Genomic DNA, 23125 nt, shown 5'->3' on the forward strand with positions numbered 1-23125 from the left:
GTATGAATCAGAAAAAGGCTCAGGAATGAATACGTTAGGGGAATTCTGGAGCGGGCGAAGGGAATCGAACCCTCGTATAGAGCTTGGGAAGCTCTCGTTCTACCATTGAACTACGCCCGCTTTGAGGTGCGTTACGCATTATAGACTTTCAGCACTCGCTGGCAAGTGCCTTTGTGTCCAGGTGATGGTTTTTCAAGCACTTTTTAAATTAACACGACGGTTTTAGGTAACGCTGAGGGTCAATTGCTGTGGCCCGGTAGCGAATCTGAAAGTGCAAACGCACCGAATCCGCCCCAGTGCTGCCCATCGTGGCAATTTTCTGCCCGGCCTTCACTTTCTCCCCAGTATTAACCAGCATCGTGTCGGTGTGGGCATAGGCGGTGATGTACTCTTCGCTGTGTTTGATCATCACCAGATTGCCGTAGCCGCGCAGCTGGTTACCGACATAAACCACCGTTCCCGCGCCGGAAGCATAAATAGGCTGCCCGCGAGAGCCTGAGATATCAATGCCTTTATTGCCGCCGTCGCTGCTGGAGAATGGTTCAACAATGTTGCCCTTCGTCGGCCACAGCCAGCAGCGTGCTCCCACCGGCGGCGGTGCCACCTTTGCTATGGTCGTGTTTTGCGAACGAGCTGGCGCAGTGGTGTTTTTGGCCGTGGCGGTGTTTTTCGGCCGGCTTGCAGAGCCTGAGCCTTTGATCCGAATACGCTGGCCCACCTGGATAGTATAAGGCGCAGGGATCCCGTTCAGTCGGGCGAGGTCACCCACGCTGCTGCCGGTCATTCTGGAAATTTTTGAGAGCGTATCGCCGCGCTTAACGGTGTAAACTGCGCCGCTAAACGTGCCTTCGTTTCGGGTACTTTTGGCTGGTTTTGAGGAGGAGCAGGCCGTCAGCATCAGGCTCGTCATGATAATGAAAGCGGTGATGTGCCAGCGTTTTAAAATGCTTTCCTTGCGCAAACCAGGCCCCGGAAACGTTGATGAACTTGAGGAAAATCCCCCTCCTTACGGAGGGGAATGAGGGCGTTACTTAGTCGGACGCAGAGCCGGGAACAGGATAACGTCGCGGATGGTGTGGCTGTTGGTGAACAGCATAACCATGCGGTCGATACCGATACCCAGACCCGCCGTTGGCGGCAGACCGTGCTCCAGCGCGGTGACATAGTCTTCGTCGAAGAACATCGCTTCGTCGTCGCCTGCCGCTTTCGCATCAACCTGGTCCTGGAAACGCTGTGCCTGGTCTTCCGCGTCATTCAGCTCGGAGAAGCCGTTGCCGATTTCACGTCCACCGATGAAGAACTCAAAGCGGTCAGTGATTTCCGGGTTTTCGTCGTTACGGCGCGCCAGGGGAGAGACTTCTGCCGGGTATTCGGTGATGAAGGTCGGCTGAATCAGGTGGCTTTCCGCAACCTCTTCGAAGATTTCGGTCACTACGCGGCCCAGACCCCAGCTTTTCTCGATCTTGATGCCGATGGACTGCGCGACGGCTACCGCTTTGTCCATGTCGTCGAGATCGGCCAGGTTGGTTTCTGGACGGTGCTTTTTAATAGCTTCACGCATGGTGAGCTTTTCAAACGGTTTGCCGAAGTCGAAGGTTTCTTCGCCATACTGCACTTCGGTGGTGCCCAGCACGTCCTGAGCCAGAGTACGGAACAGGGATTCGGTCAACTCAATCAGATCTTTGTAGTCCGCGTAAGCCATATAGAGTTCCATCATGGTGAACTCTGGGTTATGGCGCGGGGAGATGCCTTCGTTACGGAAGTTACGGTTGATTTCGAAGACGCGGTCGAACCCACCCACCACCAGACGCTTCAGGTACAGCTCTGGCGCGATACGCAGGTACATGTCGATGTCCAACGCATTATGGTGCGTGATGAACGGACGAGCGGATGCGCCGCCAGGGATCACCTGCATCATTGGGGTTTCAACTTCCATAAAGTCGCGGCCCACCATGAACTGGCGGATGCCGGCCATGATTTTAGAGCGTACTTTAAAGGTGTTGCGGGACTCATCGTTAGCGATCAGGTCCAGGTAACGCTGGCGATAGCGGGTTTCCTGATCGGCCAGGCCGTGGAATTTATCGGGCAGCGGGCGCAGCGCTTTGGTCAGAAGACGCAGTTCGGTACAGTGAATGGACAGCTCGCCGGTTTTGGTTTTAAACAGCTTACCGCGCGCGCCCAGGATATCGCCCAGGTCCCACTTTTTGAACTGCTCGTTGTAGATGCCTTCCGCCAGGTCGTCACGGGAGACATACAGCTGAATACGGCCGCCAACGTCTTGTAAGGTCACGAAGGACGCTTTACCCATGATACGGCGGGTCATCATACGACCAGCCACGCTTACCTCAACGCCGAGGTCTTCCAGCTCTTCGTTCTCTTTCGCATCGAAATCAGCGTGCAGTTGGTCTGAGGTGTGATCGCGGCGGAAATCGTTCGGGAATGGGATACCCTGCTCACGCAGAGCTACCAGCTTCTCACGGCGCGCTTTCAGTTCATTGTTAAGATCGGCTGCTGCGTCAACGCCCTGTGCTTGTTGTTCAGACATGTTGGTTCCTCATAACCCTGCTTTCAAACTTGCTTCGATAAATTTGTCCAGATCGCCGTCCAGCACAGCCTGCGTGTTGCGGGTTTCAACCCCGGTGCGCAGATCTTTAATGCGGGAGTCGTCGAGGACGTAAGAACGAATCTGGCTGCCCCAGCCGATATCCGATTTGTTGTCTTCCAGCGCCTGCTTCTCAGCATTCTTTTTCTGCATTTCCAGCTCGTACAGCTTCGCCTTCATCTGCTTCATCGCCTGGTCTTTGTTCTTGTGCTGAGAACGGTCATTCTGGCATTGGGTCACGGTGCCGGTTGGAATGTGGGTAATACGTACCGCAGATTCCGTACGGTTAACGTGCTGACCACCCGCACCGGATGCGCGATAAACGTCAATGCGCAGGTCCGCCGGGTTGATGTCGATATCAATGTTGTCATCCACTTCCGGGTAAACAAACGCAGAGCTGAACGAGGTATGGCGGCGGCCACCGGAGTCAAACGGACTCTTACGCACCAGACGGTGAACGCCGGTTTCGGTACGCAGCCAGCCAAAGGCATAGTCGCCCTGAATGCGAATGGTCACGGACTTGATGCCCGCCACGTCGCCTTCGGACTCTTCAATAATTTCGGTTTTGAAACCACGAGCTTCTGCCCAGCGCAAGTACATACGCTCCAGCATGCTCGCCCAGTCCTGCGCTTCCGTACCGCCTGAGCCAGCCTGAATATCGATGTAGCAGTCGGCGCTGTCGTACTCGCCAGAGAACATGCGGCGGAATTCAAGCTGCGCCAGTTTGGCATCCAGCACATCCAGCTCGGCAACGGCCTCGTTAAAGGTCTCTTCGTCGTCGGCTTCTACCGCCAGCTCCAACAGACCGGAAACGTCTTCCAGGCCCTGAGACATCTGATCTAACGTGTCGACAATGGCTTCCAGCGAGGAACGTTCTTTTCCCAACGCCTGTGCGCGTTCAGGTTCGTTCCAGACATCGGGCTGTTCCAGCTCGGCGTTTACTTCTTCGAGGCGTTCTTTCTTGGCATCGTAGTCAAAGATACCCCCTAAGAACGTCGCTGCGCTCTGTGAGGTCCTGGATGCGGCTTTTTACCGGGTTAATTTCAAACATGCGTAATTTCTTATGTTGATTTCAGAAGACGAAATGCGGTCGTAAACCGGAAAGTTTACCGGATTTACGCCGCATTTTGTAGCATTCTCCCTGACATATAGCCAAGTAATTAACGCTGCAGCAGCGTTGAGAATGCGGGCTATATCGGCCAGAGATGATCGATTAAAAGCTGCACGCTGCGGTTGCCGCGAAACTCGTTCACGTCCAGCTTGTAGGCCAGCTCAACTTCGCGCACGCCGTTGTCCGGCCAGCGGGTGGTATCCACGTTGAAGGCGATACCGTCCAGCAGCGGACCGCCACCGACAGGCTCCACCATCACCTTCAGGTGGCGCTCGCCCACCAGACGCTGCTGGAGAATACGGAACCTGCCGTCAAACAGCGGCTCCGGGAACATTTGCCCCCACGGCCCGGCGTCTCTGAGCATCTCCGCCACTTCAAGCGTCATCTCCTGTGCGGACAGCGGGCCGTCGGACCAGATTTCCCCCTGTAACAACGCCGGGTCCAGCCATTCACCAACCAAGTCGCCAAAACGCTGGCGAAACTCCTCAAAACGAGCCTCTTCCAGCGACAAGCCTGCGGCCATGGCATGACCGCCGAACTTCAGCATCATGCCCGGATAAAGCGTATCCAGACGTTCTAAGGCATCACGCATATGCAGCCCCTGAACTGAACGGCCGGACCCTTTAAGCGTGCCGTCTCCCGCAGGCGCGAACGCGATGACCGGTCGGTGGAAACGCTCCTTGATGCGCGAGGCCAGAATGCCGACCACGCCCTGGTGCCATTCCGGGTGATACATCGCCAGCCCGTAAGGCAGGGCTTCGCTACTGCGCTCCAGCTGTTCGCAAAGGGTCAGCGCTTCGACCTGCATGCCTTGTTCAATTTCTTTCCGCGTTTGGTTCAACGCATCCAGCTCGTTAGCCAGCATACGCGCTTCACCAATGTTTTCGCTAAGCAGCAGCGCCACGCCAACCGACATATCATCGAGTCGGCCTGCGGCGTTCAGGCGCGGCCCCAGCGCAAAGCCCAGATCGCTGGCGGCGATCTTTTGCGGCTCACGATTAGCCACTTCAAGCAGCGCGCGAATACCGGGACGGCATTTCCCCGCGCGAATGCGGCTTAACCCTTGCCAGGTCAAAATGCGGTTGTTGGCATCCAGCGGCACAACGTCCGCCACGGTGCCCAGCGCGACTAAATCGAGCAGTTCTGCGAGATTCGGAATGGCCAGCCCACGCTGTTCGAACCAGCCGTTATCACGCAGATGCGTGCGCAGCGCCAGCATCAGATAAAACGCGACGCCGACACCCGCCAGGGATTTAGATGGAAATGCGCAGTCGGCGAGATTCGGGTTAATGATAGCTTCGGCAGCGGGAAGTGTTTCCCCTGGCAGGTGGTGATCGGTCACCAACACCGGGATCCCCAGTGCATGAGCGCGCTCAACGCCCGCATGGGATGAGATGCCGTTGTCGACGGTCACGATCACCTGCGCACCGCGGGCATGGGCCTGATCGACCACTTCCGGGCTAAGCCCGTAACCATCCTCAAAGCGATTAGGCACCAGGTAGCCAATATTCTCAGCCCCCATGCTGCGCAGGGCCAGAACGCTTAGCGCGGTACTGGTTGCCCCATCGGCATCAAAATCGCCGACAACGATGATGCGCAAGCCTTCGCGAAAGGCGTTATAAAGCATGACAACGGCCCGATCGATTCCGCTGAGCTGTTGCCACGGCAGCATCCCTTTTACGCCGCGTTCCAGCTCTTGTTCGCCACGCACGCCACGGCTGGCATACAGCCGCTGTAACAAAGGAGGCAGCGTAGCCGGAAGCGCCACCGAGCTGTCAACGACCCGGCGGCGGAGTTGCGTTTGCTGTTTCACCCGAAATTAACCACCCGCTTTCATTAACTGCTTGTGGGCATCCAGCATTTGTTTCATTTCTTTAGGCCCCTGATAACCCGGGATCATGCTGCCGTTGCTCAGCACGATCGCTGGCGTCCCCTGCACGCCAAACTGCACACCCAGGTTGTAGTGGTTAGCCAGGTTAATATCACAGCTTGCCGGTGCCACATCACCGCCCTTCATTGCGGTATCGAACGCTTTGTTACGGTCTTTCGCGCACCAGATAGACTTCATGTCGCTCTCGGCCTGGCTTTGCAGCCCCTGACGAGGGAATGCCAGATAACGCACGGTGATCCCCAACGCGTTGTAGTCGCTCATCTCTTCGTGAAGCTTGTGGCAGTAGCCGCAGGTGATGTCGGTGAACACCGTAATCACATGCTGCTCCTTCGGCGCTTTGTAGATAATCATCTCTTTTTCCAGCGCGTTCAGCTTGCCGATCAGCAGTTGGTTGGTCACGTTCACCGGCTGAGCGCCGCTCACGTCATACAGCGGCCCCTGAATCACATGTTTGCCGTCTTCGGTGACATAAAGTACGCCGCTATCGGTCAACACAGTTTTCATCCCGGCAACCGGTGCAGCCTGAATCTCCGCGCCCTGCACGCCCAGCTTCGCCAAAGATTGTTTAATAGCGGCGTCATCCGCGTGAGCAATACCGGAAACGGAAGCGGCCAGCAGAGAAAGCAGCCAAAAACCTTTTTTCATGAGGATTCCTTTATCTCTTGTAGCACTCACGCTCGAGGGTGGTGCTGTTGATGCAGCTGGCGTAAACGCGCCGTCGCTACATGTGTATAAATTTGTGTGGTGGACAAATCACTATGGCCCAGCAGCATCTGTACGACACGAAGATCCGCGCCATGGTTCAGCAGGTGCGTGGCAAAAGCGTGGCGTAGCACATGCGGAGACAGTTTTTCACTGTCGATACCGGCCAGCACGGCATAGTGCTTAATGCGGTACCAGAAGGTTTGCCGCGTCATTTGCTGTGCGCGATTGCTGGGGAAAAGCACATCCAGAGACTGCCCGTTTAACAACTCCGGGCGGCCATACTTCAGGTACTCTTCAATCCAGTACACCGCCTCTTCGCCCAGCGGTACGAGACGCTCTTTGTTGCCTTTACCAATCACTCGCACCACGCCCTGCCGCAGGCTGATATCGCTCATTGTCAGCCCAACCAACTCCGAGACGCGCAGCCCGGTTGCGTACAAGACTTCAAGCATGGCTTTATCGCGCAGTTCAATAGGCTGATCGACACACGGGGATTGCAACAGCCGTTCAACCTGAGCCTCGCTTAAATCCTTCGGCAAACGCTGGGGAAGTTTGGGCGATGAAAGCAGCGCACTGGGGTCGTCTTCCCGCATTTTTTCGCGATACAGGTACTGAAATAACCGCCGCATAGCGCTAAGCAACCGCGCGGAACTGGTGGCTTTATAACCGCCCTCGACGCGCTCCGCAAGCAGCGACTGGAGATCCGAAGCCTGAACGGTTAAAAAACTGAGTTGCTGACGCTGCAGCCACTCGGCCACCATAGTGAGATCGCGGCGATAAGAGCTGAGCGTATTTTCGGCCAGATTTCTTTCCAGCCACAGCGCATCCAGAAACTGTTCGATACGGATCTTATCCTGCTCCACGCTCCACTCCTGATTTGGCGAATTGTGTCCATTATGCATGATGGCGAATGGGATCTGGTACACTTGGCCATCTGCACGCGATTAAAATGAGTTGTTATTGCTATGAACATTGGTCTTTTTTACGGCTCCAGCACCTGCTACACCGAAATGGCCGCCGAAAAAATTCGCGACATTATTGGTCCTGAACTGGTGACGCTTCACAACCTGAAAGATGATGCCCCGGCCATGATGGAGCAGTATGACGTTCTGATCCTTGGCATACCGACCTGGGATTTTGGCGAACTGCAGGAAGACTGGGAAACCGTCTGGCCGCAGTTGGATGACCTGAACCTGGAAGGCAAACTCGTGGCGCTTTACGGCATGGGCGACCAGCTTGGCTACGGTGAATGGTTTCTGGATGCGTTAGGCATGCTGCACGACAAGCTGGCACCGCGCGGGGCACAGTTCATCGGCTACTGGCCAACAGAAGGTTATGAATTTACCAGCCCAAAACCGGTCATTGCCGACGGGCAGCTGTTTGTTGGCCTGGCGTTGGATGAAACCAACCAGTACGACCTGAGCGACGAACGCATTGAAACCTGGTGCGAGCAAATTCTTGGCGAAATGGCCGAACGCTTTGCCTAAATCTGCCCGCTTCCGCTCGCCTGTTGTTGCATCAGCAGGCGGCGTAGATCGCGCCATTCACCGATGTCCATGCTGTCAGCAGCCAGCCAAAGATGCTGGCAACGATGCTTTCCGGCACGACGTAGTCTTAGCATCGCCCCGCTGTCAATCATCCATGGATTTCCCACGATATCCCAGTCACGCCCCTGCCAACGCAGACGAAAATCCGTCAGCAGTTTAATTTCGCCCTGGCGAGCGTGAATGCGGCGCTGACTGCGCACGCTGTCGAAAACTACAAGGGAAAGCAGCAACATCCAGACCAGCGTGTAGCTCATCGGCCACGGCATTAGCAGCACGAATAGCGCCACCAAGCCGTGGAGAAGCAACGACATCCATTGCGCGCGCCAGGAAACCCGGAGATCAGATTGCCACAGGACCACGTTCTTTATTCCGTGTCTGAATAAGGGCAACCATACGCTGAAGCTCGGCATCTGCTGGTTTACCGTGATTCATCAACCAGTTAAACAGGTCTGGATCGTCAGACTCCAGCAGTCGAACAAACAGCTGTTTGTCGCTGTCGCTGAGCGTTTCGTATTCATGTTCGAAGAACGGCATAATCGAAATATCGAGCTCGCGCATTCCACGGCGGCATGCCCAGTGAATTCGGGCTTTATTATTGATATCCATGTGCACTTTCCTGCTTAGCCATCAAGTTGGGTACGGAGTTAGTGTAACGTGTTTTCGTCAACGGGATTACCTGAATGTTCCATTGTGCGCGCTTTCCCCACACAAACCCGTGTAACGGCACCGATTGCACAAGATTCCCCGAGGCAACACGCAAACGCACGAATGGCGTTATCAAACTGCTTGCATTGCCCTCTGGCTCTTTTACCATTGAGAAATTAAACCGTTGGATAACCCGGGATCTTTGTTATGGCTTTTAATCCGTTTCCTCCTCGCCAGCCCAGTGCCGCCGCCCGTCTACCGCTGACAATAATGACGCTCGACGACTGGGCTCTCGTTACTGCCGTGGGTGCAGACACTGAGAAATATCTTCAGGGTCAGGTGACTGCCGACGTCGCGAAACTTGACGCGGGCCAGCATCTGCTCTGCGCCCATTGCGATGCCAAAGGGAAGATGTGGAGTAACCTGCGTCTGTTCCATCGGGGCGAAGGCTTTGCGTTTATTGAGCGCCGCAACCTGCGTGACGCCCAGCTTACAGAGCTGAAGAAATATTCCGTTTTCTCCAAAGTCACTTTCAATGCGGATGACGCCAGCGTCCTGTTAGGGTTGGCTGGTTTCCAGGCGCGTTCTGCGCTTGCAGCCGTTTTCACTACGCTGCCGGATGAAAATACTCAGGTTGTCCAGCACGGCGCAACAACTCTGTTGTGGCTAAATCTGCCGGCGGAGCGCTTCCTGATTGTCACTGACGAAGAAATGGCTCAGACGTTAACTGAAAAACTCAGTGAAGAAGCACAGCGTAATGATAGCCAGCAGTGGCTGACGCTGGATATCGAGGGTGGATTGCCGGTCATTGATAGTGTAAACAGCGCTCAGTTTATTCCACAGGCAACAAACCTTCAGGCGCTGGGCGGTATCAGCTTTAAAAAAGGCTGCTACACCGGCCAGGAAATGGTTGCCCGAGCCAAGTTCCGCGGGGCAAATAAACGTGCACTCTGGCTGCTGGCCGGGAACGCAAGCCGCGTGCCTGAAGCAGGCGAAGATCTTGAGTTGCAGATGGGTGAAAACTGGCGTCGAACCGGCACCGTGCTGGCCGCTTCACGATTAGAAGATGGCCGTCTTGTTGTGCAGGCGGTGATGAACAACGATCTTGAGCCGAACAGCGTCTTGCGCGTGCGTGATGATGCAAACAGCAAGCTCTCACTGGAGCCACTGCCCTATTCTCTGGAAGAAAATTAATCTGACATTGAGCCCCGAAACCGGGGCTCAATAATTTGATTTTGGCGAGTTAGACGTTTTAACGAATATAGAGATAAATCGCGAGGAAATGGCAGACGCTACCGCCCAGCACAAACCCATGCCAAATGGCGTGGTTGTACGGAATACGTTTGCAGACGTAGAAAATCACCCCTAGCGAGTAAACAATACCGCCAATCGCCAGCAGCGTAACACTGCCCGGTGCCAGTTTGACGACCATTTGGTAGATGACGACCAGCGACAGCCAGCCCATCAGCAGATAGGTCACCAGCGACAACACCTTAAACCGGTGTGCAATGGTGAGCTTAAACAGGATCCCCGCCAGCGCCAGGCTCCAGATAACAATCATCAGCCCTTTTGACAGCGGCGAGTTGAGCCCTACCAGCAAAAAAGGGGTATACGTGCCGGCGATCAGCAGGTAAATGGCGCAATGGTCAAACTTTTTGAGCCACCGTTTAGCCCGCTCGTGCGGAATGGCGTGGTAAAGCGTTGAGGCGAGAAACAGCAGGATCATGCTGCCGCCGTACAGGCTGTAACTGGTGATTGCGGTTGCACTGGCATTGGCATCGACTGCCTGCACCAGCAACAACACCAAGCCAACAATACCGAACACCAACCCAATGCCGTGGCTAATGCTATTGGCTACTTCCTCAGCCAGAGAATATCCATGCGCGACAAGTGGTTTACGAGCCATCTGGCTCCTCCCGAGATAAAGAAGAATAACGCAGCGATACTAGCCTAACTGAGAATGATTCCAGTGAACACATGTAAGCTAAAATAAATATGTGAGCGTCTGTGACGACTCCCTTCGTCAGCCTGGAGGATTTCTTTTACAATCAAACGACAGCCGAAAAACAGGGAAAACACGATGCAACAGGCATTTGGTGAAATGAGTGCGGTTATCCATTTCCTGATGGAGATTGATAAGCTGAAGCTGGTTCAACGTCGCACCAAAATCATCGGTCATGAAAGACATGAAAACTCTGCCGAGCACAGCTGGCACTTCGCTATGGCGGCAATGACCCTCGCCCCCTGGGCCGAAAAAGAGGTGAATATCCAGCGCGTGATACAAATGGCGCTGCTGCACGACGTCGTAGAAATCGATGTTGGCGATGTGCTGGTTTATGATATTGCGGCCCGTGAAGCTATCGCCGAAAAAGAAGCGGCGGCGGCACGCCGTCTGTTTGGTTTGTTGCCTGCGCCGCAGGGGCCACAATTTCTGGCTTTGTGGCAAGAATACGAGGCAGGCACCACACCCGACGCCCGCTTTGCCGGGGCGCTGGATCGCATTTTGCCTATTCTGCTTAACCTGCATAACGAAGGACAGAGCTGGCGAGAGAATAATATTTCCCTGCAGCAGGTATTAACCCGCAATGCGCAGGTGGGAGAAAGCTGGCCGGAATTGTGGCAACATGTCGAGCGTCAATTATATCAAGCGCACGAGAAAGGCTGGCTGCGTTAGTTCCAGCCATCCGTAAGCACCGTATCAGCAGGAATAAAAAGTATGTTTACCCATGCGGCAATCGCCACCCTGAATGGCCTCGAAATGATGGTGTACAACTTTGTCATTAAAAACAAAGACAAAGTCATGTACATGACCATTCGAGAGCTGGCGGATGCCGCAGGAGTCTCCACCACGACCGTGTTGCGTTTTTGCCGCAAACTCAACTGTGAAGGGTATTCCGAGTTTCGCGTTCGTTTTAAATTATATCTGGAGCAAACGGAAACTCAGCCCGCTAATTTCGGCAGCAGCGAAATTATCAGTTTTTTTAAAAGCACCAACAATGAAGAATTCGATAATTTAATCGACCACGCCGTTGATATTATTTGCTCCTCCGAGCGTATTATTTTTGTTGGCGCGGGAACATCCGGTGCTTTAGCTAAATATGGTGCGCGCTTTTTCTCAAACGTTGGTAAATTTAGCAACCATATTGATGATCCTTATTTTCCGGTCACCAATGATATGGCACGTAACGCGCTGGCTATTGTGCTTTCCGTTTCAGGTGAGACGGAGGAGATCCTGCGCTTTGCCAGCCAATTCAGCCTTCACCACTGTAAAGTGATGTCTGTCACCAGCCATGAAAACTCGTCGCTGGCGAAATTAGCCGACTTTAATATTTCCTGGCATATTCCACCGGTACGTATCGCCGGTGTGTATGACATCACCACACAAATCCCCGTTATTTATATTCTTGAAACCATTGGCCGCCGTCTGGCAAAAAGAATGCTATAAAAAACACCTTGTTTTTTATTTGTGACAAATCACAATTCGCAGTATTTGTTATATCGTGACAATCCGTTTTCATTTGTTAGACTCCAAAGCAGAAATAATACTTTCAGCGCGACGATGTGAACCTCGCACATTATTTCATGCGCTAACAATGAGATGAAAGAATATGAAGCAACTTAAGTTACCGAAGGACTTTTTATGGGGTGGCGCGGTTGCCGCTCACCAGGTAGAAGGCGGCTGGAACAAAGACGGTAAAGGCCCAAGCATTTGTGACGTGCTGACGGGCGGCGCCCACGGCGTCCCGCGCGAGATAACCCTGCAGGTCGAAGCCGGGAAATACTACCCGAACCACGAAGCGATTGATTTTCATGGCCGCTACAAAGAAGACATTAAGCTGTTTGCCGAGATGGGCTTCAAATGCTTCCGTACCTCCATTGCCTGGACCCGCATTTTCCCTAACGGCGATGAACTGCAGCCTAATGAGGCCGGACTTAAGTTCTACGACGATATGTTCGATGAGCTGCTGAAATACAATATCGAGCCGGTCATCACCCTTTCCCACTTCGAAATGCCGCACCACCTGGTGACCGAATACGGCGGCTGGACCAACCGCAAAGTGGTCGATTTCTTTGTTCGTTTCGCCGAAGTCGTGTTCGAGCGTTACAAGAGCAAAGTGAAGTACTGGATGACCTTTAACGAAATCAATAACCAGCGTAACTGGCGCGCGCCGCTGTTCGGCTACTGCTGCTCCGGTGTGGTTTACACCGAGCACGACAACCCGGAAGAGGTGATGTACCAGGTGCTGCACCACCAGTTTGTGGCGAGCGCAATGGCGGTGAAGATCGGCCACCGCATCAACCCTGAGATGAAAATCGGCTGCATGCTCGCCATGGTGCCTCTGTACGCCTTCTCCTGTAAGCCTGAAGACCAAATGTTTGCGCAAGAATCGATGCGTGAACGCTATGTGTTTACCGACGTGCAGCTGCGTGGCTATTACCCGTCCTATGTACTGAACGAATGGGAACGCCGCGAGTTCAACATTAAAATGGAAGCCGGTGACGCGCAGATCCTGCGCGAAGGCGTCTGTGATTATCTCGGGTTCAGCTACTACATGACGAACGCCGTTCAGGCCGAAGGCGGCAGCGGCGATGCGCTTTCCGGCTTCCAGGGCAGCGTGCCGAACCCGCACGTCAAAGCCTCCGACTGGGGCTGGCAGATTGACCCGGTTGGTCTGCGCTACGCATTGTGTGAACTGTATGAACGCTACCAGAAACCGCTGTTCATCGTAGAAAACGGCTTTGGCGCTTACGACAAAGTAGAAGCTGATGGCACCATCAACGATGACTACCGCATTGATTACCTGCGCGCTCACGTTGAAGAATTGAAAAAAGCCGTGACCTACGACGGTGTGGATCTGATGGGCTATACGCCATGGGGCTGCATCGACTGCGTGTCGTTTACCACCGGCCAGTACAGTAAGCGCTACGGCTTTATCTACGTCAACAAACACGACGACGGCACTGGAGATATGTCGCGCTCCCGCAAGAAGAGCTTCAACTGGTACAAAGAAGTGATCGCCAGCAATGGCGAGAATCTCTAAACCACCTCCATAGGAGGTGGTTTAGAGTTGATAAGCAAAAGGCGTCTTCATGGCGCCTTTTTTATTTAAACGGGCAACCCAAACCGGAAGCAGGCCCCGCGCTTTGGCTGGTCTACCAGCGAAATGTCGCTGCCGTGCAGTTGCAGCATCTGGCGCACAATCATCAGCCCAAGCCCGCCAACCCTGAGCCGGGATTGATTCACAATCGAAGGCCGCACAAACAGCCCCTCTTTTAGCTCTTGCGGGATGCCTGGCCCGCTGTCGCTGACCTGCACCATGACTTTATCCACCTCTTTCCACAGCCGGACTGAAATCATGCCTTTGTCCGGCGTATGGCGAATGGCGTTGTCCAGCAGATTGGTCAACACACGCTCGATCATGCTGACATCGGCTTCAATCAGCGGCAATCCCGGCTGGATGTCAGCCAAAAGTTCAAGTTGGCGAGTTTGCGCCGGAAGCTCAAATTTCTGGAACACATCCTGCAGCAATTCGCTCAGGGAGAAGCTCTCTTTGTGTGGCTTCACCACCCCGTATTCCAGCCTGGCCAGTTCGAACAGCGACTGCGCCAGCGCCCCAACCTTCTGACTCTGGGCCAGCGCAATATCCAGATAGCGCTTTTTCTCCGCCTCGCTCAGCGTAGCCGACATGACCGAGAGGCTTTCCAGGTAACCATGCAGCGACGTTAGAGGCGTTCTCAGGTCATGGGAGATATTGGCGATAAACTCGCGCCGCAGCTGATCTTGCTGGGTCAGGCTATGCCACTGTTCGGATATTCGTCCGGCCATAGCAATCACCCCGTGACGCAGTTGGGCCAGCTCATCCCCATCTCCACCTGGATTTTGCGGCAGAGCCGCCATGGCCTGCATTTCGGCCATCCCTCCTGATTCCAGTGCCTTAACGTGCAGCGAAAGTTCGCGTAACGGGCGTGTGATCCAGCGAAACGCCAGGCCGCCCACCACCAACCCCAGCACGCAGACCAGGCTGAGCAGAAACAGGCTTAGCTTTAAAACGGCATCAAACTGAGCGCTGTTAGCAAGCTGATTGTAGGTCTCCCCCAGCAGCACCACGTACAAATAGCCCTCCAGTTTGCCGTCTCGCATCATCGGCGCCACGCTAAACACTTTCTGCCCGTCCAGGCTGCGCGGGTCGTCGCCATAAAGCGGGAATTTACCGCCGTTCAGCGCGGCCCGTAACGGAGCGAGATCGACCTGATGGCGCTTAATATGCCCATCCGGGGCTGCATCACCAATGATATTGCCTTGTTTATCCAGCAGATAAACTTCCACGCTGGGGTTAACGGCCATCAGATGGTCGAACAGCGTGCGGACCGAGTCTTTGTTCAGCCCGTCCTGCCCGAGCAGCGGGTAGCTCTGGTTGATGTGCTGCGCCAGGTCACCGGAAAGTTGCTGAATCACAGCCTGGCTGTACTGCGTGCTGGTACGCACCTGCAGCCAGCCCAAAAAGGCGCAGGCGGTCAGCAGCAACACGGCAAAAACCAGCGTCAGGCGGCGGGAAAGCGTAAGAATTCGCATAGGGTTACTCACGTATCAGGGCGGTAAATTTATAGCCTTTACCCCACACGGTGCGGATAAAATTCGGCTCCGCCGGGTTATCTTCAATCTTGATGCGCAGCCGGTTGATATGGGTGTTTACGGTGTGCTCATAGCCTTCGTGCTGGTAGCCCCAAACCTGGTTGAGCAGGTGTAGCCGCGAAAACACTTTGTCCGGGTTGCGGGCGAAAAAGTACAGCAAATCAAACTCACGCGGGGTGAGATCTATCGGCATCTGATTCAGCCGAACATCTCTGGCCAGCGGATCAATCGTGAGCGGGCCAAACGTCAGCGTGCCGGCGTCTATCTTGAGGTTCTGGCTCATGGCCTCCTGACGGCGGAACAGCGCCTTCACGCGGGCGACCAGTTCGAGCATTGAAAACGGTTTCGCCAGGTAGTCGTCCGCGCCCAGCTCAAGCCCCAGCACGCGGTGCGTTTCGCTGGAGCGAGCGCTGATCATAATAATCGGCGTGTACCGCGTCATGCTTCTGGCAAAGCGGCAAATCTCCAGGCCATCGACGCCGGGCAGCATCAGATCGAGAATCAGCGCATCCCAGCCGCCCTGCCTGAGCTTTTCCAGGCCGAGATTGCCGTCGGCGGCATGCACAATTTCAAAGCCTTCTTCCCGCAAATGTAGCTGCAGAAGCTCGGCGATATTTTCGTCGTCTTCTACGATCAGTATTCTTTTTGCCTGATTCACTTTGTCTGTCCCCACACGCTGGCATAGCCAAAGTTTACACAACTCGCGTCAGTTAAGTTGTCACATTTAATTTAACTTTGCGTGAGGCAATGGGGAACAAATCTGGCCAATACTCGCTGCATCAAATCACGAGGAAGCCGGACGATGGAAAGCTCAACGCTGCATACCGCCCCAACGCTCATTCACCCGCTATGGCTGAGGCTCTGCCACTGGCTGAATGCGCTGGCGATCCTGATTATGGTCACCAGCGGCTGGCGCATTTATAACGCCTCTCCGCTGTTTCATTTCCAGTTTGCCAACGAACTGACGCTCGGCGGCTGGCTGGGTGGCGCGCTGCAGTGGCACTTCGCCGGGATGTGGCTGTTTGCGGTCAACGGCGTGATTTATCTGCTGTGCAATCTCTTCAGCGCCCGCTTTAAGCAGAAATACTGGCCCTTATCGCCTCGTGAATTCTTCCAGGATGCCTTTGCGGCGCTGCGGGGGAAATTGGCCCACGCCGACCTGAGCCATTACAACATGGTGCAAAAGGCGGCCTATCTGTTTGTCATCGCCGATTGTCTGCTGCTGGTTATTTCCGGCCTCGTCGTGTGGAAATCCGTGCAGTTTGCCCTCCTGCGAGAATTACTTGGTGGCTACGACACGGCAAGGTTTATCCACTTTTATGCCATGTCCGCGCTGGTCGGTTTCGTGGTGATTCATCTGCTGATGGTGGCGCTGGTGCCCCGCACGTTGCTCGCTATGCTCCGTGGCCGCTAAGGAAGAAACATGAGCGATAAAAACGAAATTATCAAAGAAGCGACGCAGTTGATTAATAAGCAGCTCACGCAGGAAGGCCGCCGTCGTTTTTTAAAACAGGGCTTAACGCTCGGTGGCATCGCGATGCTCACCGGCTGCGATATCAGCGATAACGCCACGGTTGAAAGTTCGCTCAGCAAGATTTCACGTTTTAACGACCGCATTCAAGCCTGGCTGTTTAACGGCAGCCAACTGGCACCGGTTTACCCGGAAAGCATGATCGACGCTAACTTCCCGTTTAACGCCTTTTACGGCGAGGATGAAGCCCCGGACATCAACGGCGACAGCTACCGCCTGGAGCTTGCCGGGCTAATTACCGACAAGCGCCCGTGGACGCTGGCACAGCTTCACCAGATGGCGCAGGTCAGCCAGGTGACTCGCCATATCTGCGTCGAAGGCTGGAGCGCCATCGGCAAATGGGGCGGCGTCCCTTTTGCCCTGTTTCTGAAAGGGATTGGTGCCGACCTGCGAGCCAAATACGTCAGCTTTAAATGCGCGGATGACTACTACACCAGCATTGATATGGCCACTGCGCTGCATCCACAAACGCTGATTGCTTTAACCTGGGATGGCAAAGTCCTGCCACGCAAATATGGCTACCCGATGAAACTGCGTATCCCAACCAAACTCGGCTACAAGAACCCGAAGCATATTCAGGTCATTGAAGTCACCAATCGCTACCCCGGCGGCTACTGGGAAGACCAGGGCTATAACTGGTTCGGTGGTAGTTAACTCTCTGTCTCACTGCAAAATCAAGGAAATACATCATGAAAAAGATCTACGCTGCCCTGCTGTGCTCCACCATGCTGTTCGGTATCGCCGGGGCTAACGCTGCCGACTCGATGAGCAAGGATTCCATGGCCAAAGACGGCATGGGCAAAATGACCCACACCTGTAAAGACGGCATGAAGAAAGACGGCATGAAGAAAGATTGCATGTCCAAAGACGGCATGAAGAAAGATGGGATGAGCAAAGACCATATGGGCAAAGACAGCATGGCCAAAGATGGTATGGCGAAAGACAGCATGAGCAAGCAATAAGCCTGACGCTACGCCAGTCTCACCCTCTTCTGGCGTAGCGAACTTATTTCCCACCTGCTGCATCAATAAAGGTGCCGGTCACGTAAGAAGCCTTTTCGCTCAGTAGCCATAAAATGGCCTCCGCGATCTCTTCAGGTTGGCCACCGCGCTGCATCGGCAATGCCGTTTTCACCCGATCAACTCTCCCCGCTTCTCCGCCGGAAGCATGCATTTCGGTGTAAATGAAACCGGGCCGCACGCCGTTCACGCGGATCCCCTGCGCGGCAACCTCTACCGCCAGCCCGGTGGTTAACGTATCGACCGCGCCTTTAGACGCTGCATAATCAACATATTCTCCAGCAGCCCCTAAGCGTGACGCAGCAGAAGAGACGTTCACAATTCCCCCACCTTCTCCACCGTGGCGATACGCCATGCGCTTCACCGCTTCCCGGCAGCAGAGAAAATACCCGGTCACGTTTGTCGTCAGCACGCGATTGATACGTTCCGCCGTCAGGTTTTCAATGGTCGATTGCTGGAACAAGATCCCGGCGTTATTCACCAGCGCGGTCAGCGGCCCAAATGCGTTATCGATTTCGGCGAACATCGCCATCACCTGCAGCTCATCGGCAATATCCGCCCGCAGCGCCAGCGCTTCACCCCCCTGGGCAATGATCGTATTGACCACTTCATCCGCAGCCTGTTTATTACGGAGGTAGTTCACCACCACTTTATAACCATGCTGAGCCAGCAACAGCGAGGTGGCTTTGCCAATCCCCCGGCTGCCGCCGGTAACCAGAGCTATCTTCATACGTATTCTCCAGAAACAAGAAAGGGCACCGAAGTGCCCTTAAGGTTGATGACAAAGAGGAAAAAAGCGTGGTTTTTTCCTCTTTGTGATTATCAGCCGAAAATCAATAAATTGATTTTCCTTATTTTTTTGACGAATCGTCTAGCATTTCTACTATCACCAGAGGATTGTCAGCTGTCTTTAGGGCACCGAAGTGCCCTTGATTCAATCTGTAAAAACTATTCGTACTCGCTCATCGGCACGCAGGAGCAGAACAGATTACGGTCGCCGTAAACGTCGTCGAGGCGCTTCACGGTTGGCCAGTATTTATTGCTGAGACCTGCCGGGAAGGCCGCCAGTTCGCGGGTGTACGGGTGTGCCCATTCGGCAACGATTTCATCCTGAGTGTGCGGCGCGTTCACCAGCGGGTTGTCTTCCAGCGGCCATTCGCCTGCAACGACGCGGTCGATTTCGCTGCGGATGGACAGCATCGCATTAATGAAGCGGTCCAGCTCAACTTTGCTTTCGGATTCGGTTGGCTCAACCATCAGCGTGCCCGCTACCGGGAACGACATGGTTGGCGCGTGGAAGCCGAAGTCGATCAGGCGCTTGGCGATATCCAGCTCGCTGATGCCGGTTTCTTCTTTCAGCGGACGAATATCCAGAATACATTCGTGAGCCACACGGCCATTCGCGCCGGTGTACAGCACCGGATACGCGGATTTCAGGCGGGTCGCGATGTAGTTAGCGTTCAGAATCGCTACGGAACTGGCTTTCTTCAGGCCGTCCGCGCCCATCATCCGGATGTACATCCAGCTGATTGGCAGAATAGAGGCGCTGCCAAACGGGGCGGCGGACACCGCGCCTTGCTGGGTCAGCATCTCTTCAATCTGCACCACGCTGTGGCCCGGTACAAACGAAGCCAGATGCGCTTTCACGCCGATTGGGCCCATGCCCGGGCCGCCGCCGCCGTGCGGAATGCAGAAGGTTTTGTGCAGGTTGAGGTGTGAAACGTCCGCGCCGATATATCCCGGCGTGGTGATCCCCACCTGGGCGTTCATGTTGGCGCCGTCCAGGTAAACCTGGCCCCCAAACTGATGCACGATCTGGCACACTTCGCGGATCGTTTCTTCGTACACGCCGTGAGTAGACGGGTAAGTCACCATGATGCAGGAGAGCGCTTCGCCCGCCTGTTCGGCTTTAACACGCAGATCCTGCAGATCGATGTTGCCTTGTTTATCACAGGCCACGACGATCACTTCCATACCCGCCATTTGCGCCGAAGCCGGGTTGGTGCCGTGCGCAGAACTTGGGATCAGGCAGATGTTACGGCTGCCTTCGTTGCGGCTTTCGTGGTAGCGGCGGATAGCCAGCAGGCCAGCGTATTCGCCCTGGGCACCGGAGTTCGGCTGCATGCACAGCGCATCGTAGCCGGTCAGTTTCACCAGCCAGTCGGACAACTGGGCGATCATCTGGTGGTAGCCTTCGGCCTGGTTTGCCGGGCAGAACGGGTGCAGCTCGGCAAATTCCGGCCAGGTGATCGGGATCATTTCGGCCGCGGCGTTCAGCTTCATGGTGCAGGAGCCGAGCGGGATCATCGCCTGGTTGAGCGCCAGATCTTTACGCTCCAGAGAGTGCATGTAGCGCATCATCTCGGTTTCGCTGTGGTAGCGATTAAAGACCGGGTGGGTCAGGATCTCGTCGTCGCGCAGCATCGGGGCAGGAATGGATTGGCTGTCGTTGGCAACGTCACGATCCAGCTTGTCGATATCCAGGCCATGAGCATCGCCCAGCAGCACGTCCAACAGAGCAACGATATCTTCACGGGTGGTGGCTTCATCAAGCGTGATGCCAACTGCGTTCAGGATGTCGCTACGCAGGTTAATTTCACGCGCTTCGGCGCGCGCCAGCACGGCGGCTTTATCAGCCACTTCAACACAAAGGGTGTCGAACCAGTGTTTGTGGCGCAAAACCAGGCCTTTCTGCTGCAGGCCTGCAGCCAGAATGTCAGTCAGACGGTGAATGCGGCCTGCAATACGCTTCAGGCCAGCCGGACCGTGGAAGACCGCATACAGGCTGGCAATGTTCGCCAGCAGCACCTGGGAAGTACAGATGTTGGAGTTCGCCTTCTCGCGGCGGATGTGCTGCTCGCGGGTTTGCATCGCCATGCGCAGCGCGGTGCGGCCAGCGGCATCGCGGGAAACGCCGATAATACGGCCTGGCATGGAACGTTTAAATTCATCGCGAGCGCCGAAGAACGCCGCGTGCGGGCCGCCGTAGCCCATTGGAACACCGAAGCGCTGGGCAGAGCCGAAGACAATGTCCGCGCCCTGTTTGCCCGGCGCGGTCAGCATCACCAGCGTCATGAAATCTGCGGCTACGCTGACCACAACTTTGCGCTGTTTCAGCTCGGCAATCAGAGCCGTGTAATCATGCACTTCGCCGGTGGTGCCCACCTGCTGAAGCAGCACGCCGAACACATCCTGATGATCCAGCACTTTTGCCGCATCATCGACAATGACGTCAAAACCGAAGGTTTCCGCGCGGGTACGCACCACATCCAACGTTTGTGGATGAACGTCAGAGGCCACGAAGAAACGGTTAGCGTTTTTCAACTTGCTGACGCGCTTAGCCATTGCCATAGCTTCGGCTGCCGCGGTAGCTTCATCAAGCAGAGAGGCGGAAGCGATATCCATGCCGGTCAGATCTAGCGTGACCTGCTGGAAGTTCAGCAGCGCTTCAAGGCGGCCCTGGGAAACTTCAGGCTGGTAAGGCGTGTAGGCGGTGTACCAGCCTGGGTTTTCCAGCATGTTACGCAGAATCACCGGCGGCGTTTGTACCGCGGTGTAACCCATGCCAATGTAAGTTTTGAAGCGTTTATTGCGGCTGGCAATGCCTTTTAACTCTGCCAGGGCCGCAAACTCGGTCGCCGCGGCGCCAATCTGAGGCGGCTCAGCAAGCTGAATATCCTGCGGAACAATGCTGGCGATCAGGTCGGGGAGCGTCTTCGCACCGACGGTCTCCAGCATCTCTTGCTGCTGCTGCGCGTCCGGGCCAATGTGACGATCGATAAACGCTTCGTGATTCTCTAACTGACGTAAAGACTGGGTCATGAGCGGTGATTCCTGAAATGGTTTCCCCTCCCCACCAGGGAGAGGGGTTTAAAAATTACTCGTCTTCTAACAGCGCTTCATAGGCAGAAGCATCCAGCAGCGCGGCAACCTGTGCTTCGTCGCTGGCTTTAATTTTGAAGATCCAGCCTTCGCCGTAAGGCTCGCTGTTGACCAGCTCCGGGCTGTCGCTCAGCGCGTCGTTGACCGCAACGATTTCACCGCTGATTGGCGCGTAGATGTCAGAAGCCGCTTTCACGGATTCAGCAACGGCACAATCATCACCGGCAGAAACGGTGGCGCCCACTTCAGGCAGGTCAACAAATACCATGTCGCCCAGCAGTTCCTGCGCGTGTTCAGTGATGCCCACGGTGTAGCTGCCGTCAGCTTCTTTACGCAGCCATTCGTGCTCTTTGCTGTATTTCAGTTCGTTCGGCACATTGCTCATTGTTTTCTCCTGATACCTGATTTCAAAATTTAAAGCGCGACCGGCTTACCGGCGCGAACAAAAATAGGTTTGGTGACTTTGACCGGCATTTCGCGGTTGCGGATCTGCACGATCGCCGTTTCACCGATGCCCGCCGGGACGCGAGCCAGCGCAATGCTGTAGCCGAGCGTTGGCGAGAAGGTGCCGCTGGTGATTGCCCCTTCGTGCGTATTACCCTGCGCGTCGGTAAACCGTACCGGCAGCTCATTACGTAATACGCCTTTTTCGGTCATGATCAAGCCAACCAGCTCTTCGGTACCGTTCGCGCGCTGTGCTTCCAGCGCTTCACGGCCGATAAAATCACGATCTTCAGGCTGCCACGCGATGGTCCAGCCCATGTTCGCGGCTAGTGGAGAAACGCCTTCGTCCATGTCCTGGCCGTAAAGGTTCATGCCAGCTTCAAGACGCAGCGTGTCGCGAGCGCCCAGGCCGCAAGGCTTGACGCCCGCTTCAACCAGCTGCGCCCAGAATCCCGCGGCCTTGTCGTTCGGCATCGCAATTTCATAGCCCGCTTCACCGGTGTAGCCGGTGGTGGCAATAAACAAATCACCGGACTGCACGCCAAAGAACGGTTTCATGCCTTCAACGGCTTTACACTGCGCTTCGCTAAACAGCGTGGCGGCTTTGGCCTTCGCATTCGGCCCCTGAACGGCAATCAGCGCCAGGTCGTCACGCACGGTGACGGACACGCCAAACGGTTCAGCGTGCTGGTTGATCCAGGCAAGGTCTTTTTCACGAGTAGCGGAGTTAACAACGAGGCGGAAATAGTCTTCGGTGAGGAAATAGATAATCAGGTCGTCAATCACGCCGCCGGAAGCATTGAGCATGGCAGTGTAAAGCGCTTTGCCCGGCTGGGTGAGTTTGGCGACGTCGTTGGCGACTAAGTAACGCAGAAACTCGCGAGTACGGCTGCCGTGCAGATCGACGATGGTCATGTGCGACACGTCGAACATACCGGCGTCGGTGCGTACAGCGTGGTGCTCATCAATTTGCGAGCCGTAGTGCAGCGGCATCATCCAGCCGTGGAAATCAACCATGCGGGCACCGCAGAGCGTGTGCTGTTCAAATAAGGGGGTCTGTTGAGTCATCTTTTCCTCTTTAACCATCTGGTGGCAAGGCGGATTTGGCTTTGCC

General features: G+C 55.1%; 23 protein-coding genes and 1 tRNA gene. 8 read left to right on the plus strand and 16 right to left on the minus strand.

All coding sequences use genetic code 11. The features are described from left to right. Window positions 1-46 precede the first annotated feature (46 nt). The 7 genes from ACR6JA_RS13670 to xerD form a co-directional block, all read right to left on the minus strand. Window positions 47-120: transfer RNA gene (locus ACR6JA_RS13670), tRNA-Gly, on the minus strand. An 88-nt stretch (window positions 121-208) separates the two neighbouring features. Then, window positions 209-961: an amidase activator ActS gene (gene actS / locus ACR6JA_RS13675; RefSeq protein ID WP_494493694.1), complete on the minus strand. Its 753-nt coding sequence runs from the start codon at window positions 959-961 to the stop codon at window positions 209-211. 66 nt (window positions 962-1027) lie between these two features. Next, entirely contained in the window at window positions 1028-2545 is a 1518-nt protein-coding gene (gene lysS / locus ACR6JA_RS13680) for a lysine--tRNA ligase (protein ID WP_494493695.1), read from the minus strand. Window positions 2546-2554: 9 nt separating this feature from the next. Continuing rightward, a protein-coding gene (gene prfB / locus ACR6JA_RS13685) for a peptide chain release factor 2 (RefSeq protein ID WP_156107000.1) occupies window positions 2555-3653 on the minus strand; the annotation gives its coding sequence in 2 pieces (ribosomal slippage) (window positions 2555-3577 and window positions 3579-3653; 1098 coding nt in all). 139 nt (window positions 3654-3792) lie between these two features. Next, window positions 3793-5526: a single-stranded-DNA-specific exonuclease RecJ gene (gene recJ / locus ACR6JA_RS13690; protein WP_213715334.1), complete on the minus strand. Its 1734-nt coding sequence runs from the start codon at window positions 5524-5526 to the stop codon at window positions 3793-3795. Between the two features lie 6 nt (window positions 5527-5532). Continuing rightward, window positions 5533-6249: a bifunctional protein-disulfide isomerase/oxidoreductase DsbC gene (dsbC, locus tag ACR6JA_RS13695; protein WP_213715335.1), complete on the minus strand. Its 717-nt coding sequence runs from the start codon at window positions 6247-6249 to the stop codon at window positions 5533-5535. 26 nt (window positions 6250-6275) lie between these two features. After that, window positions 6276-7172: a site-specific tyrosine recombinase XerD gene (xerD, locus tag ACR6JA_RS13700; protein WP_494493696.1), complete on the minus strand. Its 897-nt coding sequence runs from the start codon at window positions 7170-7172 to the stop codon at window positions 6276-6278. 102 nt (window positions 7173-7274) lie between these two features. Here xerD and fldB point away from each other — a divergent pair, with 102 nt between their 5' ends. Further along, window positions 7275-7796: a flavodoxin FldB gene (fldB, locus tag ACR6JA_RS13705; protein WP_008461628.1), complete on the plus strand. Its 522-nt coding sequence runs from the start codon at window positions 7275-7277 to the stop codon at window positions 7794-7796. Here the strand turns inward: fldB and ACR6JA_RS13710 are convergent. Together ACR6JA_RS13710 and sdhE are read right to left on the minus strand one after the other, a co-directional pair. Beyond that, window positions 7793-8215 (minus strand): protein YgfX, encoded by a 423-nt coding sequence (locus tag ACR6JA_RS13710; protein ID WP_166878208.1) that lies wholly within the window; start codon window positions 8213-8215, stop codon window positions 7793-7795. The two genes, fldB and ACR6JA_RS13710, sit on opposite strands and share 4 nt — an antisense overlap. Next, a complete protein-coding gene (gene sdhE / locus ACR6JA_RS13715) occupies window positions 8196-8462 on the minus strand; it encodes an FAD assembly factor SdhE (RefSeq protein ID WP_008461626.1) in 267 nt (88 codons plus the stop codon). The genes ACR6JA_RS13710 and sdhE overlap by 20 nt, the downstream gene beginning before the upstream one ends. 246 nt (window positions 8463-8708) lie before the next feature. Here sdhE and ygfZ point away from each other — a divergent pair, with 246 nt between their 5' ends. Continuing rightward, entirely contained in the window at window positions 8709-9695 is a 987-nt protein-coding gene (ygfZ, locus tag ACR6JA_RS13720; protein WP_494493697.1) for a tRNA-modifying protein YgfZ, read from the plus strand. Between the two features lie 58 nt (window positions 9696-9753). Here the strand turns inward: ygfZ and trhA are convergent, their stop codons facing one another. After that, complete coding sequence (gene trhA, locus ACR6JA_RS13725; RefSeq protein ID WP_008461624.1) at window positions 9754-10407, minus strand: PAQR family membrane homeostasis protein TrhA; 654 nt, start codon at window positions 10405-10407, stop codon at window positions 9754-9756. A gap of 174 nt (window positions 10408-10581) precedes the next feature. Between trhA and ACR6JA_RS13730 the strand changes: the two genes are divergently transcribed. The 3 genes from ACR6JA_RS13730 to ACR6JA_RS13740 all read left to right on the plus strand — a co-directional run bounded on the left by ACR6JA_RS13730 (window position 10582) and on the right by ACR6JA_RS13740 (window position 13543). Beyond that, on the plus strand, window positions 10582-11175 hold the full coding sequence (locus ACR6JA_RS13730; protein WP_494493698.1) for an HD domain-containing protein: 594 nt from the start codon (window positions 10582-10584) through the stop codon (window positions 11173-11175). Between the two features lie 42 nt (window positions 11176-11217). Continuing rightward, window positions 11218-11946, plus strand: a complete 729-nt coding sequence (locus ACR6JA_RS13735) for a MurR/RpiR family transcriptional regulator (protein ID WP_008461621.1) — start codon at window positions 11218-11220, stop codon at window positions 11944-11946. A gap of 163 nt (window positions 11947-12109) precedes the next feature. Next, on the plus strand, window positions 12110-13543 hold the full coding sequence (locus ACR6JA_RS13740) for a 6-phospho-beta-glucosidase (protein ID WP_213715340.1): 1434 nt from the start codon (window positions 12110-12112) through the stop codon (window positions 13541-13543). A gap of 65 nt (window positions 13544-13608) precedes the next feature. Here ACR6JA_RS13740 and ACR6JA_RS13745 read toward each other — a convergent pair whose 3' ends face one another. Next, complete coding sequence (locus ACR6JA_RS13745) at window positions 13609-15075, minus strand: sensor histidine kinase (RefSeq protein WP_213715341.1); 1467 nt, start codon at window positions 15073-15075, stop codon at window positions 13609-13611. A 4-nt stretch (window positions 15076-15079) separates the two neighbouring features. Then, window positions 15080-15793: a winged helix-turn-helix domain-containing protein gene (locus tag ACR6JA_RS13750; protein WP_213715342.1), complete on the minus strand. Its 714-nt coding sequence runs from the start codon at window positions 15791-15793 to the stop codon at window positions 15080-15082. 144 nt (window positions 15794-15937) lie between these two features. On the opposite strand from ACR6JA_RS13750, the gene ACR6JA_RS13755 reads away from it, so the two are divergent. From ACR6JA_RS13755 to ACR6JA_RS13765, 3 genes are read left to right on the plus strand one after another with little or no spacing between them, the layout of a single operon-like run. Further along, on the plus strand, window positions 15938-16549 hold the full coding sequence (locus tag ACR6JA_RS13755) for a cytochrome b/b6 domain-containing protein (protein ID WP_213715343.1): 612 nt from the start codon (window positions 15938-15940) through the stop codon (window positions 16547-16549). A gap of 9 nt (window positions 16550-16558) precedes the next feature. Further along, complete coding sequence (locus tag ACR6JA_RS13760) at window positions 16559-17320, plus strand: molybdopterin-dependent oxidoreductase (RefSeq protein ID WP_166878185.1); 762 nt, start codon at window positions 16559-16561, stop codon at window positions 17318-17320. A gap of 35 nt (window positions 17321-17355) precedes the next feature. Next, complete coding sequence (locus tag ACR6JA_RS13765; protein ID WP_213715345.1) at window positions 17356-17628, plus strand: pentapeptide MXKDX repeat protein; 273 nt, start codon at window positions 17356-17358, stop codon at window positions 17626-17628. 43 nt (window positions 17629-17671) lie between these two features. On the opposite strand, the gene ACR6JA_RS13770 is transcribed toward ACR6JA_RS13765, so the two are convergent. From ACR6JA_RS13770 to gcvT, 4 genes are all read right to left on the minus strand, one after another. Continuing rightward, window positions 17672-18415, minus strand: coding sequence for an SDR family oxidoreductase (locus ACR6JA_RS13770; RefSeq protein ID WP_213715346.1), 744 nt, complete (start codon window positions 18413-18415; stop codon window positions 17672-17674). A gap of 218 nt (window positions 18416-18633) precedes the next feature. Continuing rightward, window positions 18634-21507, minus strand: a complete 2874-nt coding sequence (gcvP, locus tag ACR6JA_RS13775) for an aminomethyl-transferring glycine dehydrogenase (protein ID WP_494493699.1) — start codon at window positions 21505-21507, stop codon at window positions 18634-18636. A gap of 55 nt (window positions 21508-21562) precedes the next feature. Beyond that, complete coding sequence (gene gcvH, locus ACR6JA_RS13780; RefSeq protein ID WP_008461608.1) at window positions 21563-21952, minus strand: glycine cleavage system protein GcvH; 390 nt, start codon at window positions 21950-21952, stop codon at window positions 21563-21565. 29 nt (window positions 21953-21981) lie between these two features. Continuing rightward, on the minus strand, window positions 21982-23079 hold the full coding sequence (gene gcvT / locus ACR6JA_RS13785) for a glycine cleavage system aminomethyltransferase GcvT (RefSeq protein ID WP_494493700.1): 1098 nt from the start codon (window positions 23077-23079) through the stop codon (window positions 21982-21984). Window positions 23080-23125 lie beyond the last annotated feature (46 nt).

The organism is Cedecea sp. B1(4), from assembly GCF_059414925.1.